Consider the following 24,022-nt stretch of genomic DNA (forward strand, 5'->3'; position numbering starts at 1 on the left):
CATGACTCTCGGAGTAGTCCTCAGCACCACCAAGCGCCAGCTCCCGATCGACGACACCGTGCGCCTCGCGCGGGAGGCCCACGACGCCGGGCTGCACTCGGCGTGGTTCGGTCAGTCCTTCGCGTACGACTCGCCCTCGCTCGCCGCGATCGTCGGGCGCGAGGTGCCCGGACTCCATGTCGGCACCGCGGCGATCCCCGTCTTCGGCCGCCACCCGCTGATCGTCTCCAGCCAGGCCCAGACCGCGCAGGCCGCCACCGGCGGGCGCTACCACCTCGGGCTCGCCCTCGGCACCAAGCACTTGACCGAGGAAGGTTTCGGACTGCGGTACGAGCGGCCCGTCCGGCTGCTCCGGGAGTTCCTCACCGCTCTGCGCCAGCTGGTGGAGACGGGCGGCGCGGACTTCCACGGCGAGCTGCTCACGGCCACGACGCCGTGGCCCGCGGCCGTGCCCGGGGCCGAGCCGCCGGTGCCGCTGCTCGTCGCCGCCATGGGGCCGCAGGCCCTGCGGGTCAGCGGTGAACTGGCCGACGGGATCCTGCCGTTCCTGGCCGGGCCGCGCGCGCTCGCCGAGGACATCGTCCCCGCCGTCACCGCCGCGGCGGCCGCGGCGGGCCGGCCTGCGCCCCGGATCGTGGCCATCGTTCCCGGTGTGGTCACCGCCGACACCGAGTCCGTACGGCAGGAGGCGTTCGAATCCCTGTCGCTCTTCGACGGGATCCCCTCCTACCAGCGGGTCATCGCCCGCTCCGGCGGCACCCGGGCCGGCGACCTTGCGGTGGTCGGCGACGAGGAGACCGTCGCCGCCGAGGTGCGGCGCTACCGCGAGGCGGGGGCGACGGAGGTGGTGTTCACGTCGACGCACCTGGGCGGCGAGGCCGACCGCGTGCGAACGTGGAAGCTGCTCGGCGAGCTGTCGAGGGAGTCCGGCGCGAAGGACTCCGACACGAAGGAGTCCGGCACGAGGGGGTGAAGCCCCCCGGCATCACCCCCTCGCCCGTCCCCCTCGTCCCCCGCCCCCCTGGCCCCGTCCCTCCGCCCCTCCGTCAGGAGGCGTTCGGACCCACGTCCGCCGTCGTCAGGGGGCGGCGGACCGGGGCCAGGGTCGAGTACTCGTCCGCACCGATGTCCCGCACGGAGCCACGGGCGTGGCCGTCGAGGTCCTCGACCACGGCCACGCCCGTCAGCGAGGCCGCCCCGATCGCCGGGCTGTCCGCCGCGAGGCGGAACACGCCGTCGGACTCCTGCTGGAGGCGCGGGTCGACGCGGACGTAACCCGCCGCGGGCAGGTTCCCGTCGGCCGCGGCGCCCCACAGGATGTTGCTGTGCCAGGTGAAGCCGCTGGTCGCACCCATCGCGACGAGGCTGCCGACGTCCCCGACCAGCAGGTTGTCGGCGACGACCACGTCCTGGGGTGCGTAGTCCCGGGTCTCGCCCGAGAGGGTGCTCCTGTTGCCGCGCAGGGTGTTGTGCGCGATCACCGCGCGGTCGCAGGCGTCGTTGCCGCGCCGCTCCTCGGTGGTCTCGCCCTCGTGGTGGTCGCGGGTGGAGCCGCTGCCGATGACGAGGGCTCGGCCCGAGAGGCCGGCGAGGTAGTTGTTGACGACGAGGTGGTCGTTTCCGTAGACGCGGACGCCGTCCTTGCCGTCGAGGACGTGGTTGCCGTCCACCGTGGAGCGGTTGCCGTGGCGCAGCACGATGCCGCCGACGCTGTCGCGGATCGTGTTGTACCGGATCGTGTTGTCGGAGGACTTCACGGAGACGGCCTCGGGGTCGCCGTCGCACCGCTCGAAGAGGTTGTACTCGACGGTCGCGTGGGCGCCGGACAGGGCGCGGCCGCTGACGCCGAGGCGGATCGGTTCGCCGCCGTTGGCTCCGGTGTAGCTGTGGTCGGAGAAGTGGTTCCTGAGGATCTGGAGGCGCTGGGCCATGGCCGTCGTGCCGGGGCCGTCGACCACGACGAAGATGCCCTCGGTGGACTTGTCGTGGAAGTGGTTCCGGTCGATCTTGGCGTCGTCGCCGCGCACGACGACCCAGTCGAGTCCGGCGATGTCGGCGAACCGGAAGTCGTTGCGGGTCAGCCGGATGCGCGGGCTGTTCGCCGGGATCTCCAGGGTGGTGCTCTGCCGCAGGGCGAAGCCGCTGACGACGATGTTGCTGGAGTTGTCGAAGACGAAGCTGCGCTCGCCCTGGAGCACGGCGCCGCCGCGCGACGCGGAGACGATGGTGATGGGTGCGCTGCTCGTGCCGTTCCGGCCCGAGACGGTGATCGCGCCACCGGACGGGACGGTGTACGTGCCGGCGGCGACGACGATGCGGTCCCCGGCGACGGCCCGGTCGATCGCGCTCTGGAGGTCGTTCAGATTGGTGACCCGGGTCTCCGTGGCCGCCGAGGCGCCGGTCGCGAGGAGGGTTTCGAGCGGCAGGACGGCGGCGGCCGCTCCCAGCGTGCTGCCCTTGAGAAACGTGCGACGCCGCATGTCGGCTCCTGATGTCGTCCCCGTTGGCGTCCGGACGGTACGGCAACTCCCCCAGCTTGAGGCCGGTCGCTGACGTTCCGCTTACGCGCCGCTAACGGCGGCCGATCGGGTGGACCCTCGACGGGTGGGGGCGGGCAGTGGCATCTTCCCTTCCGGGGCCGGTTCACGATGGCCCGGCGGAGCGCCCCGGTCTCCGCGCCCGCTCGACCACGTGAAGGGGGAGAGATGGCCGGCCGACGCAGGGCGATCGCCCGACTGTTGACGATGTGCCTGGTCGCGGGCGCGGCAGGTGGCTGGGCTCCGGAGGTGCGCGGTGCGCTCCCCGCCGACCAGACGACGATCTCCCAGGACGACCTGCGGACCGGCTGGGACCGGGACGAGCCCGGTCTCGCCCCCGACCAGGTGTCCAGCTCGGACTTCGGCCTCCAGTTCTCCACCACCGTCGACGGCCAGGTGTACGCGCAGCCGCTCGTCGTGGGGCGCACGCTCGTCGCGGCGACCGAGAACAACAAGGTGTACGGGATCGACGCCGCCACCGGGGCCATCGGCTGGACCAAGGACCTCGGCGCCCCCTGGCCGGCCTCGGCGATCAGCTGCGGGGACCTGGTGCCGAACATCGGGGTGACCTCCACCCCCGTCTACGACCCGGCGACCAACGCCGTCTACCTGACCTCCAAGGTCAACGACGGTATCGACGTCCAGCATCCCAACTGGTACGTGCACGCGCTCGACCCGGTGACGGGAGCCGAGCGCGCGGGCTGGCCGGTGAAGGTGGCGGGCGCGCCGGTGAACGATCCGGGGCGGGCGTTCAATCCGTACACGGCGGGGCAGCGGCCCGGGCTGTTGCTCATGGGCGGTTCCGTCTACGCGGCCTTCGCCTCGCACTGCGACCGCGGCCCGTACGTCGGGTACGTCATGGGTGTCAGCACCACGACGCGCCGGACGACGCTGTGGGCCACCGAGGACTCGTCCGCCAACGGCATGGCCGGTATCTGGATGAGCGGTGGCGGTCTGGTCTCCGACGGCCCGGGCCGGATCCTCTTCTCGACGGGCAACGGGGTCTCGCCCGCGCCGGGCCCCGGCAGCCTGCCGCCGGGGCAGCTCGCGGAGTCGGTGGTCCGGCTCGGGGTGAACAGCGACGGGACGATGTCGGCACAGGACTTCTTCAGTCCCGCCAACGCCTCCCAGCTCGACCTGAACGACACCGATCTGGGCTCGGGCGGTCCGGTGGCCCTCCCGGGTCCGGTCTTCGGCACCAGCCGGTATCCGCGGCTGCTCGTCCAGATCGGCAAGGACGGGCGGCTGTTCCTGCTCGACCGGGACGACCTCGGCGGCCGGAGCCAGGGTCCGGGCGGTACGGACAAGGTGCTGGGCGCCTTCGGTCCGTACGAGGGCGTCTGGGGGCATCCCGCCGTGTACGGCGGGCAGGGCGGTTACGTCTACACGATCGGCAGCGGCGGCCCGCTGCGGGCGTTCGCGTACGGGCTCACCGGCTCCGGGCTCCCGGGGCTGACCAACACGGGCAGCAGCGCGCAGCGGTTCGGCTACACCTCGGGCTCTCCGGTGGTGACCTCGACGGGGACGAATCCGGGGTCGGCGCTCGTGTGGGCGGTCGCGTCCGATGGGGCGAGCGGCGCCAACGGGCAGCTGCGGGCGTACGACGCGGTGCCCGTGAACGGGGCGCTGCGACTGCGGTGGTCGGCGCCGATCGGGGTGGCGTCGAAGTTCTCCGTGCCCGCCACCGACGGCGGGCGGATCTACGTGGGGACGCGGGACGGGCACGTGCTGGCCTTCGGGCGGCCGGCCAACAGCGCCCTGACGGGCGCGCCGGTGGACGCCGGCGAGGTGGCGGTCGGGGCGGCGGGGAGCGTCACGGCCACGGTCACGGCGACCCGGGACGTGACGATCACCGGGGTGAGCACGACGGCGGGCGGCCCGTTCTCGGCGACCTCCGCCGGGCTGCCGCGCACGCTGCGGGCGGGCGAGACCCACACCGCGCAGGTGACCTTCTCCCCCACGGCGCCCGGCCCCGACACCTCGGCGCTGACCTTCTCCACGAACCTCGGCGACAGCGCGCTCGGGCTCACGGGGTACGGCACCCGGCCCGGGCTCCTCGCGTCGCCGGGCGCGCTCGACTTCGGCACGGTGCCGACCACGACGAGCAAGTCGCTCGGCGTCACGTTCACGAACACGGGGACGGCCGACGAGACGATCTCCTCGGTCTCCGTCCCTGGCGCCCCCTTCGGCTCGGCGGACCCGCCGGCCGTCGGGACGGTCGTGAAGCCCCGGCAGTCCGTCACCGTGCAGGTGACGTACGCCCCGACGGCCGCCGGGGAGCACACGGGAACGCTCGCCGTCGGCGGCGCGAACGGCACGGCGTCGGTCGCGATCACCGGCACGGCGGTGACCGGGCGGGCGGAGCTCACGATCACGCCCACCTCGACGGCCTTCGGCGAGGTGAAGGTCGGTCAGTCGGTCACCAGGACCTTCGACATCAGCAACACCGGCAACATCCCGCTCACCGTCACCAAGGCGAAGGCGCCCGCGGCTCCCTTCTACGTGAGCAATCCGATCAGCGAGGGCCAGGTCCTGGGTCCCGAGGACGTGGTCCACCAGGCCGTGACCTTCTCGCCCACGTCGATCGGGGCGGTGAGCGCCGCGTACGAGCTGACCTCGGACGACGGGCGGGGCCCGCGCAACGAGGCGCTGACCGGTACCGGCGTGGCCGGCACCGGGGTCACCGTGCCCTCGCCGGGCGCGGGCGGCTGGCGGCTCAACGGCGCCGCCGCGATCTCCGGCAACGACCTCCAGCTCACGCAGGCGAGCGCGTCCCAGCGGGGTGCGGCGGTCTGGCCCGTCCCCGTGCTCACCGACGGTCTCAAGGCCTCGTTCACCACGGTGATCGGCGGCGGCACCGGCGCCGACGGGCTCACCTTCGCCCTGCTCGACCCGGCCGGGACGACGCCGAACGCGCTCGGCGGCGTCGGGGGCGGCCTCGGCTACTCCGGGCTCCCCGGTGTGGCCGTCACCTTCGACACGTACCGCAACCCCGGGGACCCGTCGGCCAACTTCGTCGGCATCGCGACCGGCGGCAGCGGCTCGGCCCTCACGTACGCGGCGACGACGTCCAGCGTCCCGAACCTGCGGGCGGGCACCCACACGGTCACCGTCGCGGTCACCGGCAAGACGGTCACGGTCTCCGTCGACGGCACCCAGCGGCTGCGCACGACGGTGGCCTCGCTGCCGCCGGCGGCCCTGCTCGCCTTCACGGGCGGGTCGGGGGGCCACACCGACATCCACGCCGTGCGCGGCGCGGCGATCACCTCCCCGTCGTACGCGCTGCCGCCGCCGGGCCCGAACGGCTGGTCGTACAACGGCAGCGCCGTGCAGTCCGGCACGAGCCTCGTCGTCAACCCCGCGCAGGCGTACGTCAAGGGCTCGGCGGTCCAGGCCACGGCCGTGCCGTCGGCCCGGCTGCGGGCCCGCTTCACCGCGACGCTCTCGGGCGGCACCGGCGGCGACGGGCTCGCCCTGCTGCTCCTCGACGCGACCCGGAACACGCCGAAGGCGCTGGGGTACGGGGGCGGCGGGCTCGGCTACAGCGGGCTGCCCGGGGTGGCCGTCGCCCTGGACACGTACCGCAACCCCGGCGAACCGTCGTCGAACTTCGTCGGCGTGGCCACGAGCGGCTCGGCGTCCACGCTGCGGTACGCGGCGACCTCGACCGCCGTCCCCGCGCTGCGTACGGGCAGTCACACGGTCGACGTGAACGTGACCGCCGCCGGGCGGCTCCTCGTCCTCGTCGACGGGGTGCAGGTCATCGACGTGGCGGTGACGCTGCCGAAGAACGTCCTGATCGGATTCAGCGGCGCGACAGGCGGCCTGACGGATCGTCATGCGGTGTCGGGGGTCCGTGTCGGCTACTGAGCGGGGGTGCCGGGGCGCCGCCCGTACCGGTGAGCGGCGCACCGCCCCGACACCTGTCCGCATGCCGGACGTGCGCGGTAGTCTTCTCGCCTTTCGGAGCACGTACCCGATCTCTTCCGTGAGGCGAGCGATACACATGACCGAACTGAGCCGGATATTCGTGGACGAGTGCCTGCACGGGGACGGCGACCTCGGCGGGGCCGTCGCCCGGGCCGCCTTCCCCCCGGGCTTCGAGAAGGCCTGGCGGTCGTACCTGCTGCACCGGCCCTGGTTCGTGGACGCCGCGGAGACGGAGGCCTTCGCGCGGGACCTGGGGGGCCTCTTCGACCTCCTGGTGTCGCTGCCGCGGCGGCTGTTCGACGGTGACATGGAGCGGTACGGGGCGGCCATCGGGATCGACCCCCGGCTCGTGTCGCTGCTCCGCCGGGGCGGATCCGGGATTCCCGACCGGCTGGGCCGCGCCGACGCGTACCACGACGGCACCTCGTACAAGCTCCTGGAGTTCAACCTCGGCAGCGAGGTGGGCGGTCTCGAACTGGCCGTGTTCAACGAAGGGCTCCTCGGCGTACCGGAGTTCGGCGCCTTCGCGCGGAAGCACGGGCTCGGCCACGTCGACATCGGCGCCCGGATGGCGGCGGTGCTGCGGGAGCGGGCGAAGCCGGCCGTGTCGGGCGGGGCGGAGCCGGTCGTCGGGCTGATCGAGGGGCGCGGCGGGGTCGCCGCGTACGGCCGGATGATGATCGCCACACAGGAGGCGATGGCCGCGCACGGTCTCGACGTGCGGATCGGCGAGGTCGGGGACGTCCGCACGCGCCCCGACGGCAAGTTGACGCTGGACGGGACGCCGCTCGACCTGGTCGTGCGGAACTTCGCGGCCGGTCAGCTGTGGGAGGATCCGGCGGGGCCGGAGGTGGCGGAGCCGTTCTTCCGCGCCCACGAGGCGGGCAGGACCGTGCTGTTCACGACCCTGGAGAGCGGCTTCTACGGGAACAAGAGCGCGCTCTCGCTGCTCACCGACCCCCGGTGGAGCGGTGCGTTCGACGACGCCGAGCGGGCTCTGGTCGAGCGGCTGCTGCCGTGGAGCCGCACGGTGAGCGGGTCCGGACCTGCCGGGGTCGCGGAGATCGTGGACCTGTGCCGGGAGCGGCGGGAGCGGCTCATCCTCAAGCCCGGGGCCGGGTACGGCGGTCTGGACACGTTCGTCGGCTGGGAGAGCACCGAGTCCGAGTGGCGGGCGGCGCTGTCCGTCGCCGTCGAGCACGGCGGCTACGTGGCCCAGGAGCGGGTCGTCCCGCGCGCCGAGCCCGTGTACGACCCGGCGACGGGGACGGTCGACGACTGGATCGCGGTCCTGGGGGTCTTCCTCACCGACGACGGGTACGCCGGGACGCACGCGCGGGCGAACCGGGCGGACGGGGGCGCGATCGTGGGTCTGAGCAGCAATCCGGGCACGCGCATGGTCGGCGTGTTCTCGCATCCCTGACGGGCGCCCGGAGCTCTCAGCGCGTGCCGTCCTTCTTCCAGGGGCCGATGCCGAGCTTCCCCGTCGTGCCGAGGTCGAGCTCGGGCGTCACCATGACGGGAGCGGCGCCGGGGAGCGCGGCGGCGCTACGCGTGCGGGGTGGCCTCCTGGGGGCGCAGTGCCGCCACCGCGCTGAGCATCAGCTCCAGGGCGAAGGGGTAGCCGCTGTCCTGCATGTCGGCGGCGAGCAGCGGGTAGGTCGCGGCGATGTTCGGGTGGGTGTCCGGCGACAGTCTGCCGTACACCGACTGCCAGACCTCCTGGTCCCCCTCCCTCGCGGCGGGCGGCAGGGCCGCCGCGGCGGCGTCCTGGGCGGCGAAGGCGAGGGCCTGGTCGACGAAGGCGTGGTAGATGCGCACCGCGAGGGGGTCCGGGAAGCCTCCGGAGCGCAGGATGCCGAGGATCCGCTCGACGGCCCGGGTCTCGTGGGGGCGACCGGTCGTGCGGTACGCGCCGAGGACCGCGGCCTGCGGATGATCGAGGTAGCAGGCGTGGATCCGCAGCCCCATCGAGCGGAGGTCCTCCCGCCAGTCGCCCGTCGCCGTCCAGCTCTCCTGCGCCCGGCCGATGAGTTCGTCCGCGATCGCGAGGAGGAGGGCGTCGGTGTTGCGGAAGTAGCGGTAGAGCGCGCTGGGGTCGGAGCCGAGCGCCGCGCCCAGCCTCCGTACCGACAGGGCTTCGGCGCCGTGCTGGGAGACGAGGCGGAGCGCCGTGTCGACGATCAGCTGCTCGGAGAGGACGGCGCCCTGCTTGGTGGGGCGGCGGCGCTGTCGGCTGCTTTCGGGGACCACGCGTTCGGACATGTCCGGGACCTTACGTCAACACCATTGACGTGTAAACGGCCTTGCCGCTTCCATAGCGCCCAACCACCTGCCGCCTCTTGTTCTGGAGCATTCGCATGGCCAAGGCCGATCTGGTCTTCACCCGCGGTCCCGTCTTCACGGTGGACCCGGCCCGCACCCGGGCGACCTCGCTCGCCGTCATCGGCGAGCGGATCGCCGCCGTCGGCCACGACGAGGTGCGCGAGCTCATCGGCCCGGACACCGAGGTCGTCGACCTGACGGGGAAGCTGCTGGTCCCGGGTTTCCAGGACGCCCACGTCCACGCGGTGTTCGCCGGGGCCGAGCTGGCCCAGTGCGACCTGTCGGAGACCGTCAGCGTCGACGAGTACCTGCGCCTGGTCCGCGCCTACGCGGACGCGAACCCGGACCGCGAGTGGATCTCCGGCGGCGGCTGGTCGATGGAGAGCTTCGAGGGCGGTCTGCCGACCCGGCAGCTGCTCGACTCGGTCGTCCCGGACCGGCCGGTCCTGCTGTCGAACCGCGACCACCACGGCGCCTGGGCCAACACGCGGGCGCTGGAGCTGGCGGGGATCACCGCCGACACCCCCGACCCGGCGGACGGCCGCATCGAGCGGGAGGCGGACGGCACCCCCAGCGGCATGCTCCAGGAGGGCGCCGCCGGCCTCGTCGGCCACCTGGTGCCGCCGATGTCGGACGCCGACCGCCTCGCCGGGCTCTACCGCGCCCAGTCGCTGCTGCACTCCCTCGGTGTCACCGGCTGGCAGGACGCCATGCTCGGTGAGTTCCACGGGCAGCCCGACCCCTCCGACGCCTACCTGACGGCCGCCCTCGACGGCACGCTCACCGCCCGGGTCACCGGCGCGCTCTGGTGGGACCGCGAGCGCGGCGCCGAGCAGATCCCCGAGCTGGTCGCCCGGCGCGCGAAGCTGAACGCCGGCCGGTTCCGCGCGACCTCGATCAAGATCATGCAGGACGGCGTCGCGGAGAACTTCACCGCCGCCATGACGACCCCGTACCTGGACGGCTGCGGCTGCGCCACCGCCAACTCGGGTCTGAGCTTCGTCGACCCCGACGCGCTGCGCGGCTACGTGACCGAGCTCGACGCCCTCGGCTTCCAGGTCCACTTCCACGCCCTGGGCGACCGGGCCGTCCGGGAGGCCCTCGACGCGATCGAGGCCGCCATGGCGGTCAACGGGCGGCGCGGCAACCGCCACCACCTCGCGCACCTCCAGGTCGTCCACCCCGACGACCTCACCCGCTTCGCCGCGCTCGGCGCCATCGCCAACATCCAGCCGCTGTGGGCGGCCCACGAGCCGCAGATGGACGAGCTGACGATTCCGTTCCTCGGCGCGGAGCGCGCCTCCTGGCAGTACCCCTTCGGCGACCTCGTCCGCGCCGGGGCCACGCTCGCCGCCGGCAGCGACTGGCCCGTCAGCAGCCCCGACCCGATCGCGGGCATCCACGTGGCCGTGAACCGCCGCGACCCGGAGTCCGCCGACGCGCCGGTCTTCTACCCCGAGCAGCGGCTCGACCTCCCGACCGCGCTGGCCGCCTACACCGCCGGCACCGCCCATGTGAACGGGCACGACGACGCGGGCAGCCTGCGCGCCGGGAACCTCGCCGACCTCGTGGTCCTGGACCGCGACATCCTCACGGCGCCGCCGGAGGAGATCGGTCAGGCCCGGGTGGAGCGGACCTACGTCGGCGGCAAGCTCGTCCACGCGAGCTGACGGGTCCGGATCTAGCCGTGCTTCCGCACCGAGGACGCCCGGACGTCGAGGCGGGTCGGGACGAGCGTCCCGGCCGGTTCCCGGTCGCCGTGCTCCAGGACCCGCACCAGGTGGTCGATGCCGGCCTCCGCGATCGCCTCGGGCCGCAGGCTCAGGGTGGTCACGGGCGGCTCGGTGTGCTCGGCCGTGACGTCCTCGCTCACACAGGCGAGGAGCAGATCGCCGGGTACGTCGTAACCGTGGCGGCGCGCCGCCTCCAGGACGAGGGGCGGGCTCGCCTCGGCGACGACGAGGAGGGCGTCGGGCCGGTCACCGCCGGCCGGACCGCCGTCCTCCGCGCCCGCCGGTCCTCCCGTCAGGGCGGTCTCGACGGCGCGGACCACGGGTCCGTTGCCGTGTTCCGCGACCCGCACGACCCGCTCCGGCAGGCCGTGCTCCGCGCACCACTCCCGGTGGGCGGCGAAGACCTCGGCATGGAAGCGGGTGGTGCTGTCGGGTACGACGAGGACGGGTCTCCGGGCGCCCTGCTCGCGGAAGTGGTCCAGGGCGGTACGGACGGCGGCGCTCGTGTCGACGTCCACCCAGTACGCCCCGGGCCGTCCCTCCACGGAGCGGTCGCTGAAGACCGGGATGCCGGCGGCGAGCACGTCGTCGACGATCCGGTCGTCGGCACCGGGGTCGGTGACGACCACGGCGTCGAGCGGCAGCTCGGACCACTCGTTCTGCAGGGATCCGGCGGGCAGCAGGACCATGGCGTAGCCGCGTCGCAGCGCGGTCGCCGCCGTGGCCCCGGTCAGCCGGGCGAAGTACGGCGACTCCAGGAAGACCGCGGGGGCGTCGGCCATCTCCCCCACCACGTATCCGATCAACTTGGCTCGACCCGCGCGTAGTTGGCGCGCGGTGGCATTGGGCCGGTAGCCCATTCTGCGCGCGGTCTCACGGGCCTTCTCCCGCACTTCGGGAGAGAGCCTTCCGGTGTCGTTGAGAGCCGCCGAGACGGTCGTCTTGGACAGGCCCGCCTCGCGGGCGACGTCGACGAGACGGACGCGCGGGGTGGGTGAAGAGTGCTGCCCGCCGTGCCGTGATCCAGAGGTCATGAACCGATGGTGCCACCCTCCTGACCTTTGCAAAACCGTTCCCGCAGGACCTTGTGCGGGAACGTTCCCGCATTAATACTCGCTCCATCCCCCCAGCGCCCGTCACTACACCCGTAAAGGGGTGGGTCTGCATGCGCATGTCGAGAACCATCGCGCTCCTCACCTGTACCGCCGCCCTCGCCGCCACGACCGCCGCCTGTTCCGGCGCCACGAAGCCCACGGCCGCCCCCGGCGGCGGGCCCGGCTACGAGGTCACCCCGACCTCGCCGCCCGCGAAGGGCACCCTGGACTCCTTCACGTGGTCCCTCTACGCCGAGCCGTACACGCTCGACTACGCCCTCGCGTACGACTACCCGCCGAACACCGTGCTCGCCAACGTGTGCGAGCAGCTGTTCCGGGTCACGCCCGACATGAAGATCGAGCCCGGTCTCGCGGTCAAGTACGCGCAGCCCGATCCGCGCACGCTGGTCTACACCCTCCGCTCCGGGGTGAAGTTCCACGACGGCACGACGATGACCGCCGACGACGTCGTGGCCTCCCTCAAGCGCCAGATGGACCCCGCGACCGGCTCGCCGTGGGGCTCGGCCTTCAAGAACGTCGACTCGATCGAGAAGACCGGTCCCCTGGAGGTGACCCTCCGCCTCGGCAAGGCCGACGTCCTGCTGCACGAACTGATGGCCGCCTCCCCCGGCACCATCGAGAGCGCCGCGTACCTGAAGAAGGCCGGCAAGGACTACGGCACCCCCAAGGGCGGCGTGAACTGCACCGGCCCCTTCTCCCTCGAATCCTGGGACGCGGGCTCCGGCATCACCCTGAAGAAGAACGCCGCCTACTGGGACCCGAAGCTCGCGCCCAAGTCGGAGTCCGTCAAGTTCACCTTCATCGAGGACCCGGCGGCGCGCACCAGCGCCATGCTCTCCGGCACCGCCGACGGCGGGTACATGGTGCCCACGTCCTCGATCCAGCAGCTGCGGACCAGCGGCAAGGGCACGCTGCTCTTCGGCCCGAACACCGCCGCCGCTGACCTCGCCGTCCTCGACCTGCACGGCCCGCTCGGCAACCTCAAGGTCCGCCAGGCCCTCTCCATGGCCCTCGACCGGAAGAACATCGTCAAGGCCGCGGCCGGCGGTGTCGGCGTCCCCGCGAAGGCCCCCGCCGCGCGCGGCGCCTGGTCGCTCGCCCCGGAGAAGACCGCCGAGCTGTACGACACGCTGCCCGAGCCCGTCTACGACGTCGAGGCCGCGAAGAAGCTCGTCCAGGAGTCCGGCGCCTCCGGCCGCACCATCACCCTGGTCACCAGCACCCTCGCCCCCGAGATCAGCATCGTCGCCACCGCCGTGCAGGCCGCCGGCCGGCAGATCGGCCTCGACATCAAGCTGAAGTCCGTCGCCCCCGAGGCGTACAGCAGCATCTTCGTCGACCCCGACGCCCGCGCCGGCCTCGACCTGGTGATCACCAACGGGTACGACAACACGCCCGACCCGCTGGAGTTCTACCAGTACTTCCGCACCGGGGACTTCGGCAACTACGGCAACTGGTCGAACGCCGAGTACGACGTCGCCTTCGACCGCGCCAACTCGGAGCCCGACCCGGGCAAGCGCGCCGAGAAGACCGCCGAGCTCCAGAAGATCGCGCTGCGCGAACTGCCGAGCATCCCCGTGTACGAGGCGCCCTACAACGTCTTCCTCGGCAAGCGCATCACCGGTGCCCCCACCGGCATCGCCCAGCTGTACTACCCGTGGGCCGCGACGATCGGGGCCGCGAAGTAATGACCCGATACCTCGTCGGCCGGCTCCTCGGGCTGGTGGCGGTGCTGTTCGTGACCTCCCTCGTGGTCTTCGGCGCCATCCACCTGGCCCCCGGCGACCCGGTGACCTTCCTGCTCCACGGCCGCCCCGCGACGCCCGAGGCCGTGGCGGCCCTGCGCACCGAGTACCACCTGGACGACCCGCTGGCCGTCCAGTACGCGAAGTGGCTCGGCGGTGTCCTCACCGGCGACTTCGGCACCTCCGCCCAGTTCCACCAGGACGTGGCCGACCTCATCGGCTCCCGGCTGCCCAGCACGGCGCTGCTCGTCGCGTACGCGGCGCTGCTCGTCACGCTGATCGGCGTCGGGTCCGGGATCCTCGCCGCGCTGCGCCCCGGCCCGCTGGACCGGACGGTCCTCATCGGCACCGGTGTCGCCACGGCGACCCCGTCCTTCGTGAGCGCCATCGTGCTCGTGTCGGTCTTCTCGGTGCAGCTGGGCTGGTTCCCCGGCCCCGGCGGCACCCCGGTGGGCTTCTCCCAGCAGATCTACCACCTGACCCTGCCGGCCTTCGCCCTGGCGATGACCTTCGCCGGGCTGCTGGCCCGGGTCACCCGCTCCGCGATGCTCGACGAGCTCGGCCGTGAGCACGTCGAGGTGGCCCGCGCCCGCGGCGTCGCGGGCCGGACCGTGGTCCGCCGGCACGTCCTGCGCAACGCCCTCGGTCCGGTCGTCACGGTCGGCGGCACGATGCTCGCCGGCCTCCTCATCAGCACCTCGATCGTCGAGACCGCCTTCGACGTGCCCGGGCTCGGCTCGCTGCTCGTGTCGTCGGTGACCGCCCAGGACTTCTCGGTGGTGCAGGCGATCACCCTGCTCAGCGTCGCCGCCTTCGTCCTCGTGAACCTCGCCGTCGACCTGCTCGCGCCCCTCATCGACCCCCGGCTGTCGCTCCACGGGGAAGGCTCCTCATGACCACCACCACCTCCACGGTGCCGTACCGCAGGCCCGGCCTCCGCCGGCTGCGCGCCCTCGGCCAGGGTCCCCTCTTCACGGTCTCGGTCGCGGTGCTCGTCGCCCTCGTCCTGGTCGCCGTCCTCGCGCCCCTCCTCGCCCCGTACGACCCCGAGGCCGTCGACCTCACGTCGAGCCTCGTCGGGACCAGCGGCGACCACCTCCTCGGCACCGACCAGTCCGGGCGGGACATCCTGTCCCGGCTGCTCTACGGCGCCCGCACCGGACTCCTCGGGCCGCTGCTCGTCGTCGCCGTCTCCACCCTCCTCGGCACCCTCATCGGCGTCGTGGCGGCCTGGCGCGGCGGCTGGGCGGACACGCTCCTGTCCCGCTCGATGGACATGGTCTTCGCGATCCCCGGGCTGCTGCTCGCCATCCTGCTCGTGACCGTCGTCGGCTCCGGGATGACCGCGCCGGTGATCGCCATGGCCGTGGCGTACACCCCGTACGTGGGCCGGCTCGTGCGCGGCATCGCGCGCCAGGAGAAGGCCCGCCCGTACATCGAGGCGTACCGGGTGCAGGGCTGGTCCGGGTGGACGGTCTGCCTGCGCCACCTGCTGCCGAACATCGCCCCGACGGTCTTCGCCCAGTCCGCGATGAACTTCGGGTACGCGCTGATGGACCTCGCGGCGCTCTCCTACCTCGGCTTCGGCGTGCAGCCGCCGACCGCCGACTGGGGCGCCATGATCAACGAAGGCCAGTCGGCCGTCCAGCAGGGGGCGATGCTGCCCGCCCTCGCGCCCTCCGCGTGCATCGTGCTCGCCGTGGTGGCGTTCGGCATCGTCGGCGAGGGACTCGCCGACCGGATCGCGAAGCGTGAGCGGTGAACGGCATGAAGGAACACAGCGGCACGACGCCGGTCCTGGAGATCGACGGGCTCGACGTCCGGCTCCCCGAGGGCCGCGCCGGACGGCCGATCCTGGACGGCGTCAGCCTGCGGGTCGGCGCCGGGGAGAGCGTCGGTCTGGTCGGCGAGTCCGGCTCGGGCAAGTCGGTGGCCTGCCGCAGCGTCCTCGGACTGCTGCCCGGGGGCGCCCGCACCACCGGCGAGGTCCGGGTCGCGGGCCGTGACGTGCTCGCCATGAACCGCACGGAGCTGGCCGCGCTGCGGGCCCGGCAGGTCTCCATGGTCTTCCAGGACCCGCGGGCCTCCGTCAATCCGCTCCGCCGCGTCGGCGACTTCCTCACCGAGGGACTGCGCGCGGCCGGCACCCCGCCGGCCGCGGCGACCGCGCGGGCCCTGGAGCTGCTCGAAGCGGTCGGCATCCGCGACCCGAAGGGCGCGCTGCGCCGTCGGCCGCACGAGTTCTCCGGCGGCATGCTCCAGCGGGTGGTCATCGCTGCGGCGCTCGCCTCCGAACCCGCGCTGCTCGTCGCCGACGAGCCGACGACCGCCCTGGACGTCACGACCCAGGCGGAGATCATCCGGATCCTGACCCGCCTGCGGGCCGAGCGCGGCACGGGCATGCTCTTCGTCACCCACGACCTCGAACTCGCCTCCGCCGTCTGCGACCGCGTGTACGTGATGTACGCGGGCCGGATCGTGGAGACGCGGGGCACCGACGAGCTGTTCGACCGGCCCCGCCACCCGTACACGGCGGGCCTGCTCGCCTGCACGCCGGGCATCGAACCCGGCTCCCCCGCGCCCCGGCCCATCCCGGGACGGCCCGTCTCCCTGGCCGAGACGCCGCCGGGCTGCGCCTTCGCCGCGCGCTGCGCCCACGCCGTACCGCGCTGCTCCCAGGAGAAGCCGGTCCTCGCCCGGCACGGCGACGGACTCGCCGCCTGCCACCGCGCCGACGAAGGGATCATGCTGTGACCGTGTCGACAAAGGACGCCCCGGTCGTCGAGACCGGCCTGGTCGTCGACGGCCTGCGGAAGGTGTACGGCGACCACACGGCCGTCGACGGCGTGTCCTTCACCCTGGCGCCCGGCTCCTCCCTCGCGATCGTCGGCGAGTCCGGCAGCGGCAAGACCACCACGGTCCGGATGCTCGTCGGTCTGGAGCGCCCGGACGGCGGCACCGTCCGCCTGGACGGCCGGGACCGCTCCACGCTGCCCCGGGGCCGGGCCGAACGGCTGGCCAGGGCCCGGGAGATCCAGATGGTCTTCCAGGACCCGTACCTCTCGCTCGACCCCCGGATCACCGTCTCCGGCTGCCTCGACGAGGTGCTCCGCCTCCACACCGCCCTCGACGCGACCGCCCGCGCCGCCCGGGTCTCCGAGCTCCTCGACCAGGTCGGGCTCGGCACGCGCGAGGCCTCGGCCCTCCCCCGCGGGCTGTCCGGCGGGCAGCGGCAGCGCGTGGCGATCGCCCGCGCCCTCGCCGTGGAGCCCCGCGTCCTCGTCCTCGACGAGGCCGTCGCCGCGCTCGACGTGTCGATCCAGGCGCAGATCCTCGAACTCCTCGCCACGATCCGCCGCGACTCGGGCATCGGCTACCTGTTCGTCACCCACGACCTGGCCGTGGTCCGGCACATCGCGGACGAGGTGATGGTCCTCAAGTCCGGTCAGGTCGTGGAGGCCGGCCCGACCTCGCGCGTACTGGAGTCCCCGGAGCACCCGTACACCCGGCTCCTGCTCGACTCCGTGCCCCGGCGCGGCGGGTTCGCGGCGGCGAGCTGACGGACCACCGGTGGGCCGACGAGCGTCGCGGCCACCGGTCACCTGTCGCCGGTCACCGGTCGGGGGGCCGGTGACCGGTCGCACGCCTCGGGCGCCTCGTGCGCGGGCGCGCGGTTCGGTGACCGGGCGCGCGGTTCGGTGACCGGGCGCGCGGTTCGGTGACCGGGCGCGCCGCCCGGGGGTCAGGCCCGCAGCCGCCGGAGGACGGCGCGCATCGCGCGTTCCACGGCGGCGCGGGACGCGTCGTTGGGGTCGGTCAGTTCGAAGCCGTGGTGGCCCAGCGGCACGTCGACGAGTTCGACCTCCACCCCGCTCTTCGCGGCGGCGTCCAGGAACTCCTGGACCGTCGCCGCGAAGGCGGGGTGTTCGAGTCCGGCCCGGGTGAGGACGACCGGCGGCGCGCCCGGTCCCGGACCGAGCGCGTCGACCGGCCGGAAGCGGGACTCCACCGCGCCCCAGCCGGGCAGCGGCGCGAGGGCGGGGTAGTTCGCCGCCACGCACCGCAGCCACGGCGGGGGCGCGGCGAGCCAGTCCGCCGCGAGGAGTCCGCCGGTGGAGAAGAACCAGAGGGCGATGCGGTCGCCGTCCACGCGCGGGTCGGCGCGGACCAGTTCGACCGCCTCGGCGAGGTCGTCGGCGGCCCGCGGATAGTCGGCGAGGCCGTGCAGCCGGTGGTCGAGGGTCACGCCGACGGCACCGAGGCTCGCCGCGTAGCGGCCGTATCCGAGGAAGAACGGCGTGTCGCGCGGGGTGGGCCGCTGGTCGGGGGCGATCGGCCCGCCGTGGACGAAGACCACGGCCGGCCGGGGCGCACCTGCGGAGTCGCCGGCGTGCCCGTCGGCTTCCGGCAGGTGGAGGTCGACCCGTCCCCGCCGCTCGCGCGGCGCCTCGGGGACGTCCAGGAGGAACGGCAGGAGGTGCGTGGGCCGTTCGGGGGCGTGGACGCGCTCGGGGGCGCTCACCCGGTGGCCCTCTCCGGCCGCCGCGCGCAGCAGCGTCTCGGCGAGCTCCTCGGGGACGGAGAGCATCGGCCAGTGGCCGGTGGCCAGTTCGAGGAAGCGCACCCGGTCGTCGGCGAGCGCCCGGATCTGCGGCGGGCCCACTTCCACCAGCATCTCGACCAGGTCGATGCTCGATCCGTTGGCGGTGCACAGGACGCCGGTGACCGGAAGGGCGGAGCCGGCACCGGTCAGGCGCAGTGGGCGCGTGAGCGTGCCGGGCGGCTGCGGGGCGGCGAGCCGCTCCAGGCGGTCCAGCGCCGCGGCCGGGACGCCCTCGGTGCTGCCCCAGCGCGGCCAGGTGTCGCGCGTCGGCGGCGGGACCGGTCCGTGGTTCTCGGCCGCCCGGGTCGGGTCCGCGAGCCGGGCCCGGACCTCCGGGTCGGGCACGGAGCGTACGGGCGCCTCGCCGTCCTGCGGGAGGGCGGTGTCGAGGGCGACGACCCGGGAGACGCGCTCCGGCAGCCGGTCGGCGGCGCCGAGGACCGGATGGAGCCCGTAACCGTGCCCCACGAGGACGACGTCGGTCGCCCCGATCCCGTCCACGAGCCGCACCAGCTCCTCGACGTGAGTCTCCAGATCGGTGCCGGGCCCGGCCTCGCCGCGCCGGTCGCCCGAGCCGCTGAGCGTCACCGGGTACGCCTCCGCGCCCGCCTCCCGCAGCCGTACGGCCGTCTCCTCCCACACCCAGCCCCCGGTGAAGGCCCCCGGCACCAGCACGAACGTCGTCATGATCGTCTCCTCGTGACTCCTGGTCGATGCGTCGCGGCCACGCTAGGAACTCCCCTTGGGGGAGATTCAAGAGCGAGGTCCAAGAGGGAGCTTCGGGGGGAACTTCGGGGGCGCCGACGTAGGGTTCGACCCGTGGAGTCCGACGGGCTGTGGAGCATCGGGGACCTCGCCGAGCGGGCGGGGGTCACCGTGAAGACCGTGCGTTTCTACTCCGACCGGGGTCTGCTCCCGGAGGCGGGGCGCAGTTCCGGTGGGCATCGGCGGTACGGGCCCGAGGCGCTCGGGCGGCTGCGGCTCATCCGTTCGCTGCGCGCCCTCGATCTGCCGGTGCCGGAGGTGGAGCGGGTCCTCGACCGGGACGAGGCCCTGGAGGAGGTCGTCGCGGGGCAGTTGCGCGACGTGACCTCCCAACTGGCCGCGCTGCGCTGGCGCGAGGCGTCGCTGCGGCTGGTCCGGGACTGCGCGGCCGGGGAGCGCGCCGAGCGGTTGCGGCTGGTCGGCGCCGTGGGCATGCCGCCCGACACGACCGCCCTGGTCCGGTTCTGGCGGCGGACGCTGCCGGTGCGGCTGCCGGCCAGGACCGTGTCGGCGGTCCTCGATTCCGTGGTGCCGCTGCCCCCTCGGGAGCCGAGCCCCGCGCAGGTGCTGGCCTTCGCCCGGCTGCACGAGCTGGTCACGGATCCGCGCGTCGACCGGCCGGAGTTCCGGCCGGCGCCGCCGCTGCCGGACGGGGAGTACCGGCCGGAGGTGCTGTACGAGGGGCTGGCCGAGGCGTACGCGCTGGCCGCGTCCTCGACGGCCGTACGCGGTGAGGCTCTCGACTGTTTCGTCGCCGCGTACGCGCTGGCGCTCGGCGCCCCCGACACCCCCGCATTCCGCCGCCGTCTCCTCGGTCTGCTCGCCCGGAACGACGGTCCCGTGATCCAGCGCTACTGGAAGCTCGCCACCGGTCTCTTCGCCCCGGGCGAACCGGTCCTCGGCGCCCTCCATCACCACCTCTCCGTCGCCCTGCACGCCCAGGTCGAGGCCCGGGCCGTCTGACGGGACCATCCGCATCGTGGGCACCCGGCGTCCACACGCTGGGCGGCCAGGTGGCGGATCTCGCCATGCTCCCGACGTCGCCGCAGGTCAGAGGCGTGCGGAGAGGCCGTCAGGTGGCGCAATACTGCGGCAACACCACCCGGTCCCGTCCGCCGCTACGTTCCGTGGCATGCCAGCCGAACCCGCTTCCGCCGCCCTCCCGCTCGCCGCCGCCCGCCGTCGGCGCCTGCGGGCGGACCGGGCGCGGCAGCTCGCCGACCTGCTGCGTCACCAGATCCTGGCGGGCGGCTTCCCCGACGGGGTGCTGCCGCTGGAGGACGCGCTCGCCGCCGACTTCCGGGCCAGCCGGAACACCGTCCGGCAGGCACTCGACCTGTTGCGCGGCGAGCAGATCGTCGCCCGGCAGCCGGGGGTCGGCACGGTGGTGGTGTGCGAGAAGTTCCCGCACGGTCTGGAGCGCCTCCAGGGGCTTGCCGAGACCCTGCACGAGCACGGCAGGGTCACGAACGAGGTCCGTACGGTCGGGCCGGTCGGAGCGCCGGGGCCGGTGGCCCACCGGCTCGGCCTGCCCGAGCACGCGGACGTGCTCTGCATCGAGCGGCTGCGCCGCCTGAACGGGCTGCCGCTCTCGCTGGACCTGTCGTACCTGCCGATGGACATCGGCGGTGAACTGCTGGGCTGCGACCTGGAGAACACGGATGTGTTCCGGCTCCTGGAGCAGCTCACGGGCGGCCCGTTGGGGCACGCCGAGATCACTCTGGAGGCCGTCAACGCCGACGCCCATTCGGCGGCGGTGCTCCAGGCCCCGCGCGGGGCGGCCGTCCTCATGCTGGAGCGGCTCACGCATCTGCCCGACGGACGGCCGGTGGACCTGGAGTTCATCCGGTTCCGCGGCGACCGCATCACCATGAGCGGCGTCCTGCGCCGCTCCCTCTGACCCCACACCCCTCATCTCGTACCCCCACGTCCCCGTCCTCGTACCCCCACGCCCCCTTCACGCACCCCCACTTCCCCCTTCTCGTACCCCTTTCCTGGAGACAGCCGTGCCTCTCGTCCCCCAGCGCGCCGACGTGCCCGTGACCATCGACGAGTCGAAGTGCATCGACGGCTGCACGCTCTGCGTCGACATGTGTCCGCTCGACTCGCTCGCGATCCGCGAGGACAACGGCAAGGCGTACATGCACGTGGACGAGTGCTGGTACTGCGGCCCGTGCGCCGCCCGCTGCCCCACCGGCGCGGTCACCGTCAACATGCCCTACCTGCTCCGGTGAAAGGCCGAACCCCCATGAACCTCAAGGGACTCCGTCCCCTGCTCCCCCTGGCCCTGCTGCTGCCGCTGGCCACCGCCTGCGGCGGCGCGACCGGCGCCGACGCCGAGGACGGCGCGAAGACGGTCACGGTGACCGTCGGCTACCAGTCGAAGACCATCAACACCGTCACCGCCGGCACGCTGCTGCGCTCCCTCGGCTACTTCGAGGAGGAGCTCACCGCTCGCGGGAAGCGGGACGGCGTCACCTACCGGGTGGTGTGGCAGGACTACGCGACCGGGGCCCCGATCACCGCCCAGATGACGGCCGGGAAGATCGACATCGGTTCGATGGGCGACTTCCCGCTGCTGATCAACGCGGCGCGCGGCGTCCAGCTCAAGGAGCGGACCCGGCTGGTCTCGGTCACCGGGTACAACCCGCGCGGCGGGCTCAACACCGTGGTGACGGCGCCCGGTTCGCCGCTGCGTTCGCTCGCCGACCTGCGCGGCAAGAAGGTGTCCACGAGTGTCGGATCGGCGGCCGACGGCACGCTCGTCCGCGCGCTCCAACGGGCCGGGATCGACCCGGAGAAGGACGTGGAGAAGCTCAACCAGCAGCCCAGCGTGGGGGCTTCGGCCCTGACGTCGGGCAGCGTCGACGCGCTGTCGCAGTTCGTCGCCTGGCCCGGTCTCCTGGCCTTCCAGGGCCGGGCCACGGCCCTGTACGACGGAGCCGAGCTCGATCTGCCGACCTTCCACGGCGTCACCGTCCGGGAGGGCTTCGCCGCCCGGCGGCCGGGGGTCCTCGACGACTTCCTGCGGGCCCAGCGGCGGGCGACGGGCGAGCTCCGGTCCCGGCCCGTCGCCGCCGCCGAGTCGGTGGCGAAGGAGACCGGCCTCCCCGCCGAGGTGGTCTACCTCTACAACGGCTCCCAGGGCATCGCCACGTTCGACCCGGCGCTCCGTCCGGAGCTGATCGCCGCGCTGAAGGACGACGTGTCGGTCCTGAAGGCCGCCGGTCTCGTGAAGGACGTCGACGTGGACGCCTTCGTCGATGCGGCGCCCCTGCGCCGGGCGGTCCGTGACGCCGCCTACCCGAAGGCGGGCGCGGCCAGGTCCGAGCTGTGGCTGAAGGGGCAGGGCACGACCCGTACGTTCGCGACTCCCGGGGAGCTCCTGAAGGCCGTCGCGGCGGCGGGCAAGGACAAGGTGCGGGCCGCGTACGTGCCGGACGCCGTGACCGGGACGCTCTGGTTCGCCGACCGGGCGGTGTGGGTCACGGGCGGTTCCGGACCGCGGGCGTTCGTCACCCGGTCGGGGGCCGAGCGGTACGTCGCCACCCACGCCGGCGCCCGGATCGTCGGGTACGCGGACGCGCTGAGGGCGGCGTCGTGAGCGGGGGCCGCCGGCTGCTGCGGGTCGCCTCGCTCGGCGCCGCGCTCGGGCTGTGGCAGCTGCTGACCGCCCTGGACGTCACGCTGTGGCTGCGGTTCGAGCAGTTCCCCACGGTCGGGGAGGTCGCCGCCGCGCTCGCCGACCGGCTCGGCACCGAGGCGTACTGGCAGGATCTCGGCCACAGCCTGCGCCGGATCGTGGTCGGCTTCCTCCTCGCCGCGGTGCTGGGGGTGGCGGCCGGGACGGCCGTCGCCCGGTCCCGGTGGGCCGCCGACCTCCTCGGCCCGCTGGTGGAGGTGGCCCGGCCGATCCCGGCCATCGCCCTCGTACCGGTGGCGATCCTGCTGCTGCCCACCACCGAGCAGGGCATCGTCTTCATCACCTTCACCGCGGCGTTCTTCCCCGTGCTCGTGTCGACCCGGCACGCGGTGGCCGCGCTCGGCCCGGTGTGGGAGGAGGCCGTGCTCACCATGGGCGGCGGCCGGCTCCGGGTGCTGTTCTCCGTGGTGCTGCCGGGCTCCCTGCCGGGCATCTTCGGCGGTCTGTCGGTCGGCATCGGCGTCTCGTGGATCTGTGTGATCTCGGCGGAGATGATCTCCGGCGAGTACGGGGTGGGCTACCGCACCTGGCAGGACTACACGGTCGTCGACTACCCGGGGGTGTTCGTCGGCATGGCCACCATCGGCGTCCTCGGCTGGCTCACCTCCACCGCGGTCGAGGTGCTCGGGCGCCGTGTCACCGCCTGGCTTCCGCGCCCGGCCGCGCGCGGGACCGCCGGTCCCGTCCGCGCGACGGGCGGCGTCGCCACCGCGGCCTTCCGACGTACCCCCGCCGCCGTCCCCGTGGCGGAGAAGGAGCCGGTGTCATGAGTGTCGTGAGCCCGTCCACCGAGGCGCACCCGCGCACCGGCGCGCATCCCGGCGCCGGCGCGGAACTGGCCCTGCACGGCGTACGGCTCGGCCATCCGGGCGGCGCGGCCGTGGCCGCCCCCGCCGGGCTGCGGATCCCGCCGGGCGAGCTGCTGACCGTGGTCGGTCCCTCCGGCTGCGGGAAGACGACGCTGCTGCGCACCCTCGCCGGGCTGCTGCCCCCGCTCGCCGGGGAGGTCACCCAGGACGGGGAGCCGATCGTCGGGCCGGGCGCCGACCGGGCGCTGGTCTTCCAGCACGACGCCCTGCTGCCCTGGCGTTCGGTCCGCGCCAACGTCGAGCTGCCGCTGGCGATCCGCCGGGTCCCCCGGGCCGAGCGGCGGCGCGCGGCGGAGGAGTGGCTGGAGCGGGTCGGGCTCGCCGGGCACGCGCAGAAGCTGCCGCACCAGCTGTCCGGCGGGCAGCGGCAGCGCGTGCAGCTGGCCCGGGCGCTGGCGGGCCGGCCCCGCGCGGTCCTGATGGACGAGCCGTTCGGCGCGCTCGACGCGCACACGCGCGCCGGGATGCAGGACCTTCTCGTGGAGATCCTGCGCGGTACGGGCGCGACCGTCGTCTTCGTCACCCATGACGTGGACGAGGCCCTCCATCTCGGCGACCGGGTCGTCCTGTTCGCGTCCGGGGAGGTCCTGGACGTACCGCACCCGCGGTCGCGGGACGCCCGCCACGCACCGGCCACGGCCGCGCTGCGCCGCCGCGTCCTCGACTCCCTCTGAAGCCCTTCGAAAGCCCTGTGAAA

19 protein-coding genes and 1 pseudogene are annotated in these 24,022 nt (G+C 73.7%); 15 read left to right on the forward strand and 5 right to left on the reverse strand.

What is annotated here, in order from left to right:
- Position 1 precedes the first annotated feature (1 nt).
- Entirely contained in the window at positions 2-973 is a 972-nt protein-coding gene (locus ACFC0G_RS07700) for a TIGR03564 family F420-dependent LLM class oxidoreductase (protein WP_376398804.1), read from the forward strand.
- A gap of 73 nt (positions 974-1,046) precedes the next feature.
- Here ACFC0G_RS07700 and ACFC0G_RS07705 read toward each other — a convergent pair whose 3' ends face one another.
- On the reverse strand, positions 1,047-2,480 hold the full coding sequence (locus ACFC0G_RS07705) for a polysaccharide lyase 6 family protein (protein ID WP_376398807.1): 1,434 nt from the start codon (positions 2,478-2,480) through the stop codon (positions 1,047-1,049).
- Between the two features lie 225 nt (positions 2,481-2,705).
- Here ACFC0G_RS07705 and ACFC0G_RS07710 point away from each other — a divergent pair, with 225 nt between their 5' ends.
- Both ACFC0G_RS07710 and ACFC0G_RS07715 read left to right on the forward strand, forming a co-directional pair.
- Complete coding sequence (locus tag ACFC0G_RS07710) at positions 2,706-6,407, forward strand: choice-of-anchor D domain-containing protein (protein ID WP_376398809.1); 3,702 nt, start codon at positions 2,706-2,708, stop codon at positions 6,405-6,407.
- Between the two features lie 136 nt (positions 6,408-6,543).
- Complete coding sequence (locus ACFC0G_RS07715) at positions 6,544-7,890, forward strand: hypothetical protein (RefSeq protein WP_376398812.1); 1,347 nt, start codon at positions 6,544-6,546, stop codon at positions 7,888-7,890.
- 16 nt (positions 7,891-7,906) lie between these two features.
- On the opposite strand, the pseudogene ACFC0G_RS07720 reads toward ACFC0G_RS07715, so the two are convergent.
- Positions 7,907-8,008 (reverse strand): annotated as a pseudogene (locus ACFC0G_RS07720) (DUF4232 domain-containing protein); the annotation flags it as partial.
- A gap of 7 nt (positions 8,009-8,015) precedes the next feature.
- Positions 8,016-8,732 (reverse strand): TetR/AcrR family transcriptional regulator, encoded by a 717-nt coding sequence (locus tag ACFC0G_RS07725; RefSeq protein WP_376398815.1) that lies wholly within the window; start codon positions 8,730-8,732, stop codon positions 8,016-8,018.
- Between the two features lie 95 nt (positions 8,733-8,827).
- On the opposite strand from ACFC0G_RS07725, the gene ACFC0G_RS07730 reads away from it, so the two are divergent.
- Entirely contained in the window at positions 8,828-10,462 is a 1,635-nt protein-coding gene (locus tag ACFC0G_RS07730; RefSeq protein WP_376398818.1) for an amidohydrolase, read from the forward strand.
- A gap of 11 nt (positions 10,463-10,473) precedes the next feature.
- On the opposite strand, the gene ACFC0G_RS07735 is transcribed toward ACFC0G_RS07730, so the two are convergent.
- Complete coding sequence (locus tag ACFC0G_RS07735) at positions 10,474-11,559, reverse strand: LacI family DNA-binding transcriptional regulator (protein WP_376398821.1); 1,086 nt, start codon at positions 11,557-11,559, stop codon at positions 10,474-10,476.
- 131 nt (positions 11,560-11,690) lie between these two features.
- On the opposite strand from ACFC0G_RS07735, the gene ACFC0G_RS07740 reads away from it, so the two are divergent.
- The 5 genes from ACFC0G_RS07740 to ACFC0G_RS07760 are packed head-to-tail and all read left to right on the forward strand — an operon-like array spanning position 11,691 to position 16,945.
- Entirely contained in the window at positions 11,691-13,328 is a 1,638-nt protein-coding gene (locus ACFC0G_RS07740) for an ABC transporter substrate-binding protein (RefSeq protein WP_376398823.1), read from the forward strand.
- Positions 13,328-14,281 carry an ABC transporter permease gene (locus ACFC0G_RS07745; RefSeq protein ID WP_376398826.1) on the forward strand — a complete coding sequence of 318 codons (954 nt, stop codon included), beginning with the start codon at positions 13,328-13,330 and terminating at the stop codon, positions 14,279-14,281. The genes ACFC0G_RS07740 and ACFC0G_RS07745 overlap by 1 nt, the downstream gene beginning before the upstream one ends.
- Positions 14,278-15,147 (forward strand): ABC transporter permease, encoded by an 870-nt coding sequence (locus ACFC0G_RS07750; RefSeq protein ID WP_376398829.1) that lies wholly within the window; start codon positions 14,278-14,280, stop codon positions 15,145-15,147. The genes ACFC0G_RS07745 and ACFC0G_RS07750 overlap by 4 nt, the downstream gene beginning before the upstream one ends.
- Positions 15,148-15,152: 5 nt before the next feature.
- Entirely contained in the window at positions 15,153-16,139 is a 987-nt protein-coding gene (locus ACFC0G_RS07755; protein ID WP_376398832.1) for an ABC transporter ATP-binding protein, read from the forward strand.
- The gene (locus tag ACFC0G_RS07760) at positions 16,136-16,945 is read left to right on the forward strand and encodes an ABC transporter ATP-binding protein (protein ID WP_376398835.1); all 810 of its coding nucleotides are present in this window, start codon (positions 16,136-16,138) and stop codon (positions 16,943-16,945) included. Before ACFC0G_RS07755 ends, ACFC0G_RS07760 begins: the two co-directional genes overlap by 4 nt.
- Positions 16,946-17,127: 182 nt before the next feature.
- On the opposite strand, the gene ACFC0G_RS07765 is transcribed toward ACFC0G_RS07760, so the two are convergent.
- Complete coding sequence (locus ACFC0G_RS07765) at positions 17,128-18,675, reverse strand: alpha/beta fold hydrolase (RefSeq protein WP_376398838.1); 1,548 nt, start codon at positions 18,673-18,675, stop codon at positions 17,128-17,130.
- Positions 18,676-18,807: 132 nt separating this feature from the next.
- Here ACFC0G_RS07765 and ACFC0G_RS07770 point away from each other — a divergent pair, with 132 nt between their 5' ends.
- The 6 genes from ACFC0G_RS07770 (at position 18,808) to ACFC0G_RS07795 (ending at position 23,999) form a co-directional block, all read left to right on the forward strand.
- Positions 18,808-19,716, forward strand: coding sequence for a MerR family transcriptional regulator (locus ACFC0G_RS07770; protein ID WP_376398841.1), 909 nt, complete (start codon positions 18,808-18,810; stop codon positions 19,714-19,716).
- Between the two features lie 169 nt (positions 19,717-19,885).
- Entirely contained in the window at positions 19,886-20,653 is a 768-nt protein-coding gene (locus ACFC0G_RS07775) for a GntR family transcriptional regulator (RefSeq protein ID WP_376398844.1), read from the forward strand.
- A gap of 106 nt (positions 20,654-20,759) precedes the next feature.
- Positions 20,760-20,987 (forward strand): ferredoxin family protein, encoded by a 228-nt coding sequence (locus ACFC0G_RS07780; protein WP_125741086.1) that lies wholly within the window; start codon positions 20,760-20,762, stop codon positions 20,985-20,987.
- Between the two features lie 14 nt (positions 20,988-21,001).
- Positions 21,002-22,357, forward strand: a complete 1,356-nt coding sequence (locus ACFC0G_RS07785; RefSeq protein WP_376398848.1) for an ABC transporter substrate-binding protein — start codon at positions 21,002-21,004, stop codon at positions 22,355-22,357.
- The gene (locus tag ACFC0G_RS07790; protein WP_376398851.1) at positions 22,354-23,226 is read left to right on the forward strand and encodes an ABC transporter permease; all 873 of its coding nucleotides are present in this window, start codon (positions 22,354-22,356) and stop codon (positions 23,224-23,226) included. The genes ACFC0G_RS07785 and ACFC0G_RS07790 overlap by 4 nt, the downstream gene beginning before the upstream one ends.
- A complete protein-coding gene (locus ACFC0G_RS07795; protein ID WP_376398854.1) occupies positions 23,223-23,999 on the forward strand; it encodes an ABC transporter ATP-binding protein in 777 nt (258 codons plus the stop codon). The genes ACFC0G_RS07790 and ACFC0G_RS07795 overlap by 4 nt, the downstream gene beginning before the upstream one ends.
- Positions 24,000-24,022 lie beyond the last annotated feature (23 nt).

It is taken from the genome of Streptomyces sp. NPDC056169 (assembly GCF_042268445.1).
Taxonomy (GTDB): domain Bacteria; phylum Actinomycetota; class Actinomycetes; order Streptomycetales; family Streptomycetaceae; genus Streptomyces.

What these genes read in the sequence shown, in the direction of transcription:
- ACFC0G_RS07700 (WP_376398804.1), top strand. Translation starts at nt 2, where the DNA reads ATGACTCTCGGAGTAGTCCTCAGCACCACCAAGCGCCAGCTCCCGATC.
- ACFC0G_RS07705 (WP_376398807.1), bottom strand. Translation starts at nt 2,480, where the DNA reads ATGCGGCGTCGCACGTTTCTCAAGGGCAGCACGCTGGGAGCGGCCGCC.
- ACFC0G_RS07710 (WP_376398809.1), top strand. Translation starts at nt 2,706, where the DNA reads ATGGCCGGCCGACGCAGGGCGATCGCCCGACTGTTGACGATGTGCCTG.
- ACFC0G_RS07715 (WP_376398812.1), top strand. Translation starts at nt 6,544, where the DNA reads ATGACCGAACTGAGCCGGATATTCGTGGACGAGTGCCTGCACGGGGAC.
- ACFC0G_RS07725 (WP_376398815.1), bottom strand. Translation starts at nt 8,732, where the DNA reads ATGTCCGAACGCGTGGTCCCCGAAAGCAGCCGACAGCGCCGCCGCCCC.
- ACFC0G_RS07730 (WP_376398818.1), top strand. Translation starts at nt 8,828, where the DNA reads ATGGCCAAGGCCGATCTGGTCTTCACCCGCGGTCCCGTCTTCACGGTG.
- ACFC0G_RS07735 (WP_376398821.1), bottom strand. Translation starts at nt 11,559, where the DNA reads ATGACCTCTGGATCACGGCACGGCGGGCAGCACTCTTCACCCACCCCG.
- ACFC0G_RS07740 (WP_376398823.1), top strand. Translation starts at nt 11,691, where the DNA reads ATGCGCATGTCGAGAACCATCGCGCTCCTCACCTGTACCGCCGCCCTC.
- ACFC0G_RS07745 (WP_376398826.1), top strand. Translation starts at nt 13,328, where the DNA reads ATGACCCGATACCTCGTCGGCCGGCTCCTCGGGCTGGTGGCGGTGCTG.
- ACFC0G_RS07750 (WP_376398829.1), top strand. Translation starts at nt 14,278, where the DNA reads ATGACCACCACCACCTCCACGGTGCCGTACCGCAGGCCCGGCCTCCGC.
- ACFC0G_RS07755 (WP_376398832.1), top strand. Translation starts at nt 15,153, where the DNA reads ATGAAGGAACACAGCGGCACGACGCCGGTCCTGGAGATCGACGGGCTC.
- ACFC0G_RS07765 (WP_376398838.1), bottom strand. Translation starts at nt 18,675, where the DNA reads ATGACGACGTTCGTGCTGGTGCCGGGGGCCTTCACCGGGGGCTGGGTG.
- ACFC0G_RS07775 (WP_376398844.1), top strand. Translation starts at nt 19,886, where the DNA reads ATGCCAGCCGAACCCGCTTCCGCCGCCCTCCCGCTCGCCGCCGCCCGC.
- ACFC0G_RS07785 (WP_376398848.1), top strand. Translation starts at nt 21,002, where the DNA reads ATGAACCTCAAGGGACTCCGTCCCCTGCTCCCCCTGGCCCTGCTGCTG.
- ACFC0G_RS07795 (WP_376398854.1), top strand. Translation starts at nt 23,223, where the DNA reads ATGAGTGTCGTGAGCCCGTCCACCGAGGCGCACCCGCGCACCGGCGCG.